Annotated in this window: 10 protein-coding genes; 1 reads left to right on the plus strand and 9 read right to left on the minus strand. The window is 64.7% G+C overall.

Annotated features, from left to right (window positions below):
• Positions 1–32: 32 nt before the first annotated feature.
• The 4 genes from I5R65_RS15760 to metH form a co-directional block, all read right to left on the minus strand.
• Positions 33–722, minus strand: a complete 690-nt coding sequence (locus tag I5R65_RS15760) for a MarC family protein (protein WP_180668552.1) — start codon at positions 720–722, stop codon at positions 33–35.
• A 104-nt stretch (positions 723–826) separates the two neighbouring features.
• On the minus strand, positions 827–2,077 hold the full coding sequence (locus I5R65_RS15765) for an MFS transporter (RefSeq protein ID WP_180668553.1): 1,251 nt from the start codon (positions 2,075–2,077) through the stop codon (positions 827–829).
• A gap of 209 nt (positions 2,078–2,286) precedes the next feature.
• Entirely contained in the window at positions 2,287–2,571 is a 285-nt protein-coding gene (locus tag I5R65_RS15770; protein ID WP_180668554.1) for a WGR domain-containing protein, read from the minus strand.
• A 106-nt stretch (positions 2,572–2,677) separates the two neighbouring features.
• Positions 2,678–6,421 (minus strand): methionine synthase, encoded by a 3,744-nt coding sequence (metH, locus tag I5R65_RS15775; protein WP_180668555.1) that lies wholly within the window; start codon positions 6,419–6,421, stop codon positions 2,678–2,680.
• Between the two features lie 214 nt (positions 6,422–6,635).
• On the opposite strand from metH, the gene I5R65_RS15780 reads away from it, so the two are divergent.
• Positions 6,636–7,220: a 5'-methylthioadenosine nucleosidase gene (locus tag I5R65_RS15780; protein ID WP_180668556.1), complete on the plus strand. Its 585-nt coding sequence runs from the start codon at positions 6,636–6,638 to the stop codon at positions 7,218–7,220.
• A 10-nt stretch (positions 7,221–7,230) separates the two neighbouring features.
• Here the strand turns inward: I5R65_RS15780 and fmt are convergent, their stop codons facing one another.
• The 5 genes from fmt to argS form a co-directional block, all read right to left on the minus strand.
• Positions 7,231–8,184, minus strand: a complete 954-nt coding sequence (gene fmt / locus I5R65_RS15785) for a methionyl-tRNA formyltransferase (protein ID WP_180668557.1) — start codon at positions 8,182–8,184, stop codon at positions 7,231–7,233.
• Positions 8,185–8,227: 43 nt separating this feature from the next.
• A complete protein-coding gene (locus I5R65_RS15790) occupies positions 8,228–9,034 on the minus strand; it encodes an SDR family oxidoreductase (protein WP_180668558.1) in 807 nt (268 codons plus the stop codon).
• Positions 9,035–9,142: 108 nt separating this feature from the next.
• Complete coding sequence (locus I5R65_RS15795; RefSeq protein WP_180668559.1) at positions 9,143–9,850, minus strand: thiol:disulfide interchange protein DsbA/DsbL; 708 nt, start codon at positions 9,848–9,850, stop codon at positions 9,143–9,145.
• Positions 9,851–9,958: 108 nt separating this feature from the next.
• Positions 9,959–10,615 (minus strand): SPOR domain-containing protein, encoded by a 657-nt coding sequence (locus I5R65_RS15800; protein ID WP_180668560.1) that lies wholly within the window; start codon positions 10,613–10,615, stop codon positions 9,959–9,961.
• A gap of 20 nt (positions 10,616–10,635) precedes the next feature.
• On the minus strand, positions 10,636–12,369 hold the full coding sequence (argS, locus tag I5R65_RS15805) for an arginine--tRNA ligase (protein WP_180668561.1): 1,734 nt from the start codon (positions 12,367–12,369) through the stop codon (positions 10,636–10,638).
• Between the last annotated feature and the right edge of the window lie 103 nt (positions 12,370–12,472).

The raw sequence follows: 12,472 nt of genomic DNA on the forward strand, positions 1-12,472 counted from the left end.
CACCGTCGTCAAGACTGGAGGGCCTGAACATTTCACGGCGCCACGCCGCTGATACCCGCCTCGGCCAGCAGCGCCGACATCCCCGACCAGAAGATCTGGATGCCGATACACAACAGGATGAAGGCCGACAGGCGCAGCACCACCATGGTGCCCAGGCGCCCCATCAGCACCACCAGCTTGTGCGCATAGTTGTAGCAGAGGAAGATCACCAGCGCGGTCAAGGCCGCACCGAGGGCGGCGCTGCCCACCGAAATCACCCAATCCAGCAAGCGCGTGGGCGTATTGGCACCCAGCGTGATGGAGGCGGCGATGGTGCCCGGACCGACGGTGAGCGGGAAGCTCATCGGGTAGAAACTGCGGGCCTTGATCTCGTCATCGGGCAGGTCTTCGTCATAGGTCTTGGCGACCTGGTTCGGAATCGAACTGTCCTGGCTGTTGTCGTTCAACAGCCTCCAGCCTGATACAGCCACCAGCAGACCACCTCCCACGCGCACGATGGGTAGCGAGATGCCGAAGAAGGTCAGCACATGCGAGCCGATGAAGATCGCCGCCACGAGCATGAACCAGCAATTGATGGCAACCTGGCGTGCGATACGCTTTTCGGTGCTGCGGCTGACGTTGCCCAGCAGGTTGGCGAACACCGGAGCAATGCCCAGCGGGTTGAGGATGGGCAGCAGCGTGATCGGGATCAGGACCACGGCCTTGAGGAAGAGGATGAACATGGCGGAATGGGTGCTCGGAGATGCATTGATCGGTTGACCCGGCAGCGTAGCTGAAAGCCGCTACGCTGCCAACTACGACCGCGCTGTGTGCCCGCTGTTCGTCCTCAGGCCGCCCGCAAGCGCATGCCGCGCGCACGGGTCAGCAGCAGGATTGCGATACCCAGGTTGAGCAGGTTCCAGCCGATGCCATTGGCGAAGGCAGCGTGATAGGAGCCGGTCAGGTCGAAGATCGTCCCCGACATCCAGCCACCCAGGGCCATGCCGAACATGGTCGCCATGATGACCGCCCCCACCCGCTGGCCGGCTTCGGCCGCCGGGAAGTATTCGCGCACGATGATGGCGTAGGAAGGCACGATGCCGCCCTGGAACAGGCCGAACAGGGCCGAGATGATGTACAGCGAGGCCAGGCTGTCGAAGGGGATGAACAGCAGCAGCGACAGGCCCTGCAGCATGGAACCCAGCAACAGGGTGCGCAGGCCGCCGATGCGGTCACAGATGGCCCCCGAGACCAGACGGCTGATCACGCCGCAGGCCAGCATCAACGACAGCATCTGGGCGCCACGTGCCGGGCCGTAACCGAGATCGCCGCAGTAGGCCACGATGTGCACCTGGGGCATGGCCATGGCCACGCAACAGGCCACGCCGGCCACGCACAGCAGCAACTGCGCCGCACCGGGCGAGAGGCCGAAGGGACGCGGTCCGCCGCCCAGGCGAGCGCTGGTCGCGCCACTTTCCTGCGCGGGAGGACGGGCGCGCATGAGCAGGGCCAGCGAGCACATGGTCAGCGTACAGGTGATGCCCAGGCCGATATAGGTCTGCTGCCAACCGACGCTGTCGACGAAATGCTGGACGATGGGCGGCCAGATCGCGCCGCCCAGGTAGTTGCCGCTGGCGCAGACCGCCACGGCGATGCCGCGCCGCTTGCGGAACCACAACGACGTGTCGGCCACCAGCGGGGAAAAGGTACAGGCCGTGCCCAGCAGGCCGATCAGCACACAGTGCGCCGCCATGAAGAACCAGATATTGGGCGCCAATGCCGCGGCGATGAAGCCCCCGCCCAGGCAGACGCCGCCCAGCAGCAAGGGGCGCATGATGCCGGAGCGGTCGGCCATGCGACCCATCAGCAGGCCACCTACGCCCACGCCGAGCATGGTCAGCGTGTAGGGCATGGAGGCCAGGCCGCGATCCACCTGGAAATGGGTCTGCACTGCCGGCAGCACCACCGCCATCACGTACATGCCGCTGGCGCCCACGACCATCAAGACCATGGTGATGCACAGACGTATCACGGCATAGGAGGAATCGACCTGATGACGGTCGGCAGCTGCGGACTCTGGGGGCAATGAGGGTGGCACAGTCGGTCTCCGGACTAATTTTTATATCTTTATATCGATCGGGTCTTGTTTTCTTCAGCGGCGTTTCTGATGTCTTATCTGCCGCTGACGGATTGCACCTGGCTGGTGCAGGCCGACTAGCCTAACATGGGTCGCGCCGGCTTGCAGATGAGCGCCTGCCGCCGGCGAGGCGAGACGACTTGATCAGCCGACGTAATCAGCCGACGTAATCAGCCGACGTGATACAGATGGACCTGGCGAAAGCCCAGGCGCTCCTTGTGGCGGGCGATTTTCTGCAGCATCTGCAGGCCCTGCTCGTGGCCGTCGACCACCACGCGGCGCACCGCGCTGCGGCCCTCGGCACCGTCCCACGCCTGCGTGAGCACCCAGTCGCCCAGGAGGTCCTGCACCAGGTCCACCGTGAAGATGGCGCGCGACTTGCCGTCCGAGAAGTGCAGGCGCGTGGCCACGGTCACGGGCAGTGCATGGGTGACGTGGTCAGCGGAATCGATCATGGCTAAAGCAAGGGCTACGGAACGGCGGGCGTGGATGATAGCAGGACGGCGGCCGAATACAAGCCACAGGAAAAACTGCCCGGCGCGCAGGCCGGGCATGGGGGACTTACAGGTTGGGCGCGAGCCAGCGTTCCAGCTCGTCCCTGGACACCTGGCGACGGCGGGCCATGTCCTCGACCTGGTCGGCGCCGATCTTGCCGACCACGAAGTACTTCGACTGCGGGTGAGCGAAGTAGAAACCCGAGACCGAGGCACCGGGGAACATGGCATAGGACTCGGTCAACTGCATGCCGATCTCGTCACACTGCATGGTGCGGAAAGCGTCAGCCTTGACGGTGTGCTCCGGGCAGGCCGGATAGCCCGGTGCGGGGCGGATGCCGAGGTATTTTTCCTTGATCAGGTCGGTGCTGCTCAACTGCTCGTCGGCGGCATAGCCCCACAGGTCCTTGCGCACGCGTTCGTGCAGGTATTCGGCGAAGGCCTCGGCCAGGCGGTCGGCCAGGGCCTTGAGCATGATGGAGGAGTAATCGTCATGCGCATCCTCGAAGCGCTTCTCGTACTTTTCGATACCCAGGCCGGCGGTGACGGCGAACAAGCCGATGTAATCCTGCACGCCCGAATCCTTGGGCGCGATGAAGTCCGACAGGCACTGGTTGGGACGCGCCACGCCATCGACCACCGGCTTCTCGGTCTGCTGACGCAGGCCGTAGTAGGTGAAGGCGACCTGGCTGCGGCTGTCGTCGGTGTAGATCTCGATGTCGTCGTCGTTGACGGTATTGGCCGGCAACAGCGAAATGACGCCATTGGCGGTGAGCCAGCGGCCATCGATGATCTTCTTCAGCATGGCCTGGGCTTCTTCGAAGACCTTGGTGGCAGCTTCGCCCACGACCTCATCGGTGAGGATGGCGGGGTAAGGTCCGGCCAGGTCCCAGGTCTGGAAGAAAGGGCCCCAGTCGATGTAGTTGGCCAGCAGAGCCAGGTCGACATTCTTGAACAGGCGACGACCGATGAACTTGGGCTTGACCGGGGCAAATTCCAGCCGCGTCTTGTTGGTGCGGGCGGCCGCCAGCGACAGCATGGGCGCGGCCTTCTTGCTGGCGTGCTGCTCGCGGATGCGCTCGTAGTCGGCGTTGAGCTCGGTGACGTACTGGCTCTTCTGCTCGTCGGCCAGCAGCGACTGCGCCACCGACACGGCACGCGAGGCGTCCGGCACATAGACCACCGGACCTTGATAGTTCGGTGCGATCTTGACGGCGGTATGGGCGCGCGAGGTGGTGGCGCCGCCGATCATGAGCGGCATCTTGATGCCGGCGAAATACGGGTCGCGCTGCATTTCCTTGGCGACGTAGGCCATCTCTTCCAGCGAGGGCGTGATCAGGCCGGACAGGCCGATGATGTCGGCCTTCTCTTCCTTGGCCTTGGCCAGGATCTCGGCGCAGGGCACCATCACGCCCATGTTGACCACCTCGAAGTTGTTGCACTGGAGGACCACGGTGACGATGTTCTTGCCGATGTCGTGGACGTCGCCCTTGACGGTGGCAATCACGATCTTGCCCTTGGCCTTGGCGACCTCGCCGGTGGTGATCTCGAGCTGGCGCTTTTCCTCTTCGATGAAGGGGATCAGGTGCGCCACGGCCTGCTTCATCACGCGGGCCGACTTGACCACCTGCGGCAGGAACATCTTGCCCTGGCCGAACAGGTCACCGACCACGTTCATGCCATTCATCAGCGGACCTTCGATGACGTGGATGGGGCGACCACCGTCGGCGGCGATCTGCTGGCGCGCCTCTTCGGTATCTTCCACGATCCATTGCGTGATGCCGTGTACCAGCGCATGCGAGAGGCGCTTGGCAACCGGTTCGCTGCGCCATTCCAGGGTGGCTTCTTCCTTCTTGTCGCCGGCCTTCAGGTTGGCGGCGTATTCGATCATGCGCTCGGTGGCGTCGTCGCGGCGGTTCAGCACCACGTCCTCGACACGCTCGCGCAGCTCGGCCGGCAGGTCGTCATAGACGCCGATCATGCCGGCGTTGACGATGCCCATGGTCATGCCGGCCTTGATGGCGTGATACAGGAACACGGTGTGGATCGCCTCACGCGCCGGGTCATTGCCACGGAAGCTGAAGGAGACGTTGGAGACGCCGCCACTGATCTTGGCGTAGGGCAGGTTCTCGTGGATCCAGCGGGTGGCTTCGATGAAGTCGACCGCGTAGTTGTTGTGCTCTTCGATACCTGTTGCGACCGCGAAGATGTTGGGGTCAAAGATGATGTCTTCGGGCGGGAAATCCAGCTTGTCCACCAGCAGGCGATAGGCGCGCTCGCAGATCTCGGTCTTGCGCGCGAAGGTATCGGCCTGGCCCACTTCGTCGAAGGCCATGACGATCACGGCCGCGCCGTAACGACGGCACAGCTTGGCTTCGCGCAGGAATTTCTCTTCGCCCTCCTTCATCGAGATGGAGTTGACGATGGACTTGCCCTGCACGCACTTCAGGCCGGCCTCGATGACTTCCCACTTGGAGGAGTCGATCATGATGGGCACGCGGGCGATGTCCGGTTCCGACGCGATCAGGTTCAGGAAGCGCGTCATGGCGGCGACCGAGTCCAGCATCGCCTCGTCCATGTTGATGTCGATGATCTGTGCGCCGTTCTCGACCTGCTGGCGCGCCACGGCCAGGGCTTCGTCGTATTGTTCGTTGAGGATCAGGCGGGCGAAGGCCTTGGAGCCGGTCACGTTGGTGCGCTCACCGACGTTCACATAGAGCGATTCGTCATTGATGGTGAAGGGCTCCAGGCCCGACAGGCGCATCTCGTGGGTGACTTCAGGCAGCTTGCGCGGGGCGATGGTGGCGACCGTCTCGGCAATGGCCTTGATGTGCGGCGGCGTGGTACCGCAGCAGCCGCCGGCGACGTTGACGAAGCCGCTCTCGGCGAATTCCTTCAACAGCGCCGAGGTGACATCGGGCGTCTCGTCGAAGCCGGTATCGCTCATCGGATTGGGCAGGCCGGCATTGGGGTAGATGCAGACGAAGGTATCGGCGATGCGCGACAGTTCTTCCGCATAGGGACGCATGAGCGCTGCGCCCAGCGCGCAGTTCAGGCCCACGGTCAGCGGGCGCGCATGACGGATGGAATTCCAGAAGGCGGTCACGGTCTGGCCCGACAGGATGCGGCCGGACGCGTCGGTAACGGTACCGGAGATCATGATGGGCAGGCGCTTGCCGCTTTCCTCGAAGAAGGTATCGATGGCGAACAGCGCAGCCTTGCAGTTCAGGGTGTCGAAGATGGTCTCGACCAGCAGCACGTCGGCGCCGCCTTCGACCAGCGCGCGCGTCTGTTCCAGGTACGCGGTCACCAGTTGATTGAAAGTCACGTTACGCGCGGCGGGGTCATTGACGTCCGGCGAGATCGAGGCGGTCTTGGGCGTGGGGCCAAGGGCGCCGGCCACGAAGCGCGGCTTGTCCGGGGTGGAATACTTGTCGCAGGCGGCGCGGGCCAGGCGGGCCGATTCCACGTTCATCTCGTAGACCAGATGGGCCATGTGGTAATCGTCCTGGGCCACACTGGTGGCGCCGAAGGTATTGGTCTCGATCAGGTCGGCGCCGGCAGCCAGGTATTGCTCGTGGATTTCCTGGATGATGTGCGGCTGGGTCAGCGAGAGCAGCTCATTATTGCCCTTGACGAACATCTCCTTGCCGGGAACGCTGAAGTCGGCAAAACGCTGGCCACGATAATCCTCTTCGGTCAGCTTGTAGCGCTGGATCATGGTGCCCATGGCACCATCGAGGATGAGGATGCGCTGCGACATCAGGTCGCGCAGCAGCAATTCGGTCTGGCACAGTTCGTTCGGCTTCATCTGGCGTTTTTCTCTGGTTGCGGCAACAATGCGGGCCTGTCTGCGGGACTGTCCACGCTTTGGCGGGACAAAAAAACCGGTCTGGACCGACCGTGGACCGACCGGTTTTACAGGCAAAAATGAGAGCCAGATTATACGCGAAAGCGCCCTACCACCCCGCGCCGGCCGGCCTTTGCGGCTGGATTTGCTTGCAATCCATTAACTGTTGACAAAGATGACAGCGCATCGCCCCATTCTTATCCTGACCGCCCTGGAAAGCGAACTCCAGGCCGCCGACGCGCCTGCTGGCGTGGAGCTGCTCTATTGCGGCGTCGGCAAGGTCAATGCCGCGCTGCACGCCACCCGGGCCATCCTGGAACGACAACCGCGCCTGGTGATCAACTTCGGCACGGCTGGCAAGATCGATCCCTTGCATGACGGTCTGCTGGAGGTGGCGGCGGTGATCCAGCGCGACATGGCGGCCATGCCGCTGGCGCCACGTGGCGTGACGCCGCTGATGAACCAGGAGCAACAGCCGCCGCGCCTGGAATCCGGCCACCCCGGCGTGCTGTGCGGCACCGGGGACAGCTTCGTCACTGCAGCCGATGACTGGCTGGTGGCGCAGGGCGTCGATCTGGTAGACATGGAGTTGTTTGCCATTGCCCGCGTCTGCCACCATTTCGGGCTGCCCTGGCGGGCCTTCAAGTTCGTCACCGACGGCGCCGACGACGATGCCGCCGATGACTGGCAAGCCCGCGTCCATCTGGGTGCGGAGCTGTTCTGGCGGCATCTGCCGCACGTGCTCAAGCAATACGCCTGAGCGCACCCGCTCAGGCGAAGCGGCCGCCTTCCAGCGGGAAACCCTTCAGGAATTCCGCCGCCGGCAGGCGCTTGCCGCCGGGCTTCTGCAATTCGGTCAGCAGCAGCGCGCCTTCGCCGCAGGCCACCACGATCCCGCCCTGGGCATCAGCCGACAACACCTGGCCGGGTTCGCCCTGCTGCACCACGGTCACCGGACGCGCCTGCCACAGCTTGACCACGGTGTCGCCAAAGCGGCCGGTGGCGCCGGGGAAAGGATTGAAGGCGCGGATGCGGCGCGCCAGTTGCTCTGCGCTCTGGCTGAAGTCCAGAGCAGCCTCTTCCTTGGCGATCTTGGCGGCGTAGTTGGCGCCCTCTTCCGGTTGCGGCGTGGCCGGCAATGCGCCGCGCTCCAGCTTCTCCATGGCTTCCACGATCATCCGGCCGCCCAGCGCGGCGAGCTTGTCATGCAGGCTGCCGGTGGTGTCATCGTCAGTGATGGGCAGGCTTTCGATCAACATCATCGGGCCGGTATCCAGTCCTTCTTCCATCTGCATGATGGTGATGCCGGTCTCGGTGTCGCCGGCCTCGATGGCGCGGTGGATGGGGGCGGCGCCGCGCCAGCGCGGCAGGAGCGAGCCGTGGATGTTGATGCAGCCGTAACGCGGGATGTCGAGCACGCTGCGCGGCAGGATCAGGCCGTAGGCGGCCACCACCATCACGTCATGCGGAGTCGATTGCAGCAGCACATGCGCTTCCTGCGCGACCTCGGGGTACTTGCCGTTCAGGCGCAGCGAGACGGGCTGCGCCACCGGCGTGCCGTGCTTCAACGCGCATTGCTTGACCGGCGAGGCCTGCAGCTGCATGCCGCGTCCGGCGGGGCGGTCAGGCTGGGTCAGGACCAGGGTGATCTCGTGACCGGCGGCGTAGAGGGCTTCGAGGGCGACGGCGGCAAATTCCGGCGTGCCGGCGAAAATGATCTTCATGAAAAACTCCAGACGCGGCGCTGGGCGCCGCTGGGTCGGGTTGTTAGAGATTGCGGGGCTTGTGCGGGGCGCGGGCGAAGGCCATATCGTACAACCAGTTCGGCAACAGTCTGAGCAACTTGGCCACCACCCCCATCTGCCAGGGAATGACACGGTAGCTGACACCTTCGGCGATGCTCTGTACGGCGCGTTCGGCGAAGCGTTCCACCGGCATCAGGAAGGGCATGCGATAGGTGTTCACGCGGGTCATGGGGGTGTCGATGTAGCCGGGCGCAATGGTCACGACCTTGATGCCGGAAGCGCGCAATTCCACCCGCAGCGATTCGCAGTAGCTGATCACGGCAGCCTTGGAGGCGCTGTAGGCCTCGGCACCGGGCAGGCCACGGATACCGGCCACGCTGCCGATGCCGACCAGGCGGCAGCGGCGACGCTGTGCCTCGGGTTGTGCTTTCATGCGCGCCACGAAGGGCGTGAAGGTGGCAAAGGTGGCGGTGACATTGACGGCCAGGATGCGCTCGAAGGCGCGCAGGTCTTCCTGGTATTCGGTGAGCGTTCCTTGGGAGATGCCGGCGTTGGCGATGACCACATCGGCGCCACCGAACTCGGTCATGAAAGACTCTGCGGCAGTGGCCAGGGCGGCATGATCGGTGACATCAAGCGCATACACGCGATGCCGTTCAGGATGCGGCAGGCTGGCGCGCAAGGCGTCCAGCTCGGCGCCACGCCGTGCCACCAGCCCCAGGACCGCGCCACGCTGTGCATAGGCGCGCGCCAGGGCCATGCCGATGCCGCTGGAAGCTCCGGTCAGGAAGACGCGTTCCTGGGCTGCGACGACGGGAAGGGTGGCCATGCCGGCTCCTGGGGGAATGTGAAGGGTTGCGACGAGGCGGACATGCCCGGGCTCAAATGACAACGGTCCGCGGCCTTGCGGACGCGGACCGTGCAGGACAGGTGAAGCTTACTTCTTTTTGGCTGCAGCGCCGCCAGCAGCCTTCTCGGCCGCCACCTTGGCCACCAGGTGATCCATCACCTGCAGGGCAGCGGCCTGCTGCATCGACTCGGGCTGGTTGGCCAGGGCCACGCCGACCACGGCCGGCGAGGTCACGTAACGACCGTCGATGGCGATCATGGGCACGCCGTCGACCTTGTAGGCTTCCTGCAGCTGGGCGGCACGGCGGGCCTTGGTCTGCACGCCGAAGGAGTTGTACAGGTCGAGGAATTTCTGTTTGTCGATACCCGCCTTCTCGATGTAGGCCAGGATGGTCTTGTCGGTGTTGATGCGCTGGTTCTCGACGTGGATGGCGTGGAAGATCTTGGGGGTCAGCTCATCCGCCTTGCCCATCGCTTCCAGCGTGTAGTACAGCTTCTGCTGCGGCACGAAGCTGTCGCGGAAGGCCACCGGCACCTTCTTGAAGTTGATCTTGTCGCCCTGCTTCTTGACCCAGGCGGTCAGCGAGGGGTCCCATGCGGCGCAGTGCGGGCAGTCGAACCAGAAGAATTCGGTGACCTCGACCTTGTTGCCGGAGTCGGTCGGCTGGGCCTGTTCCAGCACGCGGTAGTCGCTGCCCACTTGCGGATTGGCCGGCGAGGCCGAGGCGCCGACGCTGGCGGTGAAGGCCAGTACGCCAAAGCTGACGGCTGCCAGCAGCTTTTGATGGAAACGCATGGTATTACCCTCTCTGATGGATAGTCGTTTGGAACCGGCCTGTGCGCCGGTCTGCACCCGATGCCGGGCGGTCATCCCTTGCCGCCGGCAGCGTCGGTGCGCTGTGGATTACTTGGGAATGCGCACGATGGCGGCATCGACCCCGTTATCGGACAGCTTGCTGCGCGTGCGGTTCATCGCCTCGGCATGGTCGAAGGGACCGATGCGTACGCGATAGAGCACGCCGCTGTCAGCGGTACGTTCGGTAACGCGGGCTTCGAAACCGAGCAGGGCCAGCTTGGCGCGGGCGCTTTCGGCATCGGCCTGGTCACGGAAGGCGCCAGTCTGCAGGAAGTAGGTCCACTTGTCGTCGTTGCTGTCGTTCTTGGAGGCGGACGGCGCGGCGGCAGACGGCTTGGCGTCCGCAGTCCTGGTGTCAGGCTGCTTGGCCGGCGGGGTCGCGGCCTGCGGTACCGGAGCCACTGGCGGCACCGGCTGGGCAGCGGCGGTATTGGGCGGCACCGGGGTCTGCGACTGCTGCTGGTCGCGCGCAGCCTCGCGGGCGATGTCGCGGTTACCGTAGAGCGGACGGTTGGGATCGGCCGCCTGGGCCGGGGTCGGATCGGCCCGTTCGGGGCGAACCACCTTGTTGACGAAGGGGATGGGCGACTTGGTGATCATCAGGGCTACGCCCACGGCGATGCCCAGGCCGACGATCAAACCCAGGATCAGGCCGAGCAGCGTACCGCCGGCCTGCTTGTGATGTTTCGCGTTCAACGGTTTCACGTTTCTCTTTAGCTGCTTGTTTACATTCTGGCCGGAGCCGATACGCCCAACAGGGCCAGGCCGTTGCGCAGTACCTGACGGGTGGCGGACAACAGCGCCAGGCGTGCGGTCCTGGTTGGGACATCGTCGACCAGCACGCGTTCCGCATTGTAGTAGCTATGCAGTTCGCCTGCCAGATCGCGCAGGTAGAAGGCGACCTGGTGCGGTCCCAGCTCCTGCAGGGCATGCGCCAGCATCTCCGGGTATTCGGCCAGCTTGGCCAGCAGGGTCGCTTCACGCGGCGCGGTCAGCAGCGACAGGTCGGTCACGTCCTTGAGCTCATCCTCGTTGCCACCCCACTTGCCCAGCACGGTGCAGATGCGGGCATGGGCGTATTGCACGTAGTAGACCGGGTTTTCGTCGGACTGGGCCAGGGCCAGGTCGACGTCGAAGACGAACTCGGTATCGGCCTTGCGCGAGATGAGGAAGAAGCGCACCGCATCGCGGCCGCGGGTGAGGTCACGTTCCTGGCCTTCGACGGCCTCGCCGGCCGACCATTCGATCAGGTCACGCAGGGTGACGTAGGAACCGGCGCGCTTGGAGATCTTGACCTCTTCGCCGTTGCGCATGACGGTGACCATCTTGTGCAGCACGTAGTCGGGGTAGCCCTGCGGGATACCCACGCCGGCTGCCTGCAGGCCGGCGCGCACGCGGGCAATGGTGCCGTGGTGGTCGCTGCCCTGGATATTGATGACCTTGCCGTAGCCACGTTGCCACTTGTTGATATGGTAGGCGACGTCGGGCACGAAGTAGGTATAGGTGCCATCGGTCTTCTTCATGACGCGATCCTTGTCGTCGCCATAATCGGTGGTGCGCAGCCACAGCGCGCCATCCTGCTCGTAGGTCTTGCCAGCCTTGACCAGCGCGTCCACGGCGGCGGCCACCTTGCCGTCGGCATAGAGCGAGGACTCCAGGTAGTAGTTGTCGAACTTCACGCCGAAGGCCTGCAGGTCCAGGTCCTGCTCATGACGCAGGTAGGCGACGGCGAAGCGGCGGATCGATTCGATGTCGTCGACATCGCCGCTGCCGGTGACGGGTTCGCCATCGCTGGCGGCGACAGTCTTCTTGCCCAGGAAGTCACGCGCGATGTCGGCGATGTAGTCGCCGTTGTAGGCCGATTCCGGCCATTGGGCATCGCCCGGCTTGAAGCCGCGGGCGCGCGCCTGCACCGAGGTGGCCAGGGTGGCGATCTGCACGCCGGCATCGTTGTAGTAGAACTCGCGCAGCACATCGTAGCCCTGCACGTCCAGCAGCGACGACAACGCGTCGCCCAGCGCGCCCTGACGACCGTGTCCCACGTGCAGCGGACCGGTGGGGTTGGCGGAGACGAACTCGACCAGCACCTTCTGGCCCGCGCCTGCGGACCCACGGCCGAACGCCTCGCCCTGTTCGTGGATCGCCTTCACCACCGCCTGCTTGGCGGCAGCCGCCACGCGCAGGTTGATGAAGCCGGGGCCGGCGATCTCAACCGATTCCACCAGGCCTTCGCGGGCCGGGTCGGCCATCACGGCAGCCACGATGGCTTGCGCCAGTTCACGCGGGTTCTTCTTGAGCGGCTTGGCCAGTTGCATGGCGACGTTGCAGGCGATGTCGCCGTGCGAGGCGTCGCGCGGGCGCTCCAGGGTGATGGTCGGCGTCAGGCCGCTGTCGGCCAGCAGCGGCTGCAGGGCGGACGAGAACAGGTCGGAGATGCGTTGTTTCTGTTGTGCGAGCATGGGAATGAGGGGTAAAGCGGAAGCGGCCGTGGCGCTGGAGCGGCTGTGAGGCGCCGCGCGGAGGGATCGCTTGCAATTGGTTGAGCAGCCGAGATTATACCGG

The organism is Herbaspirillum sp. AP02, from assembly GCF_015767275.1.
Classification (GTDB): Bacteria; Pseudomonadota; Gammaproteobacteria; order Burkholderiales; family Burkholderiaceae_D; genus Herbaspirillum.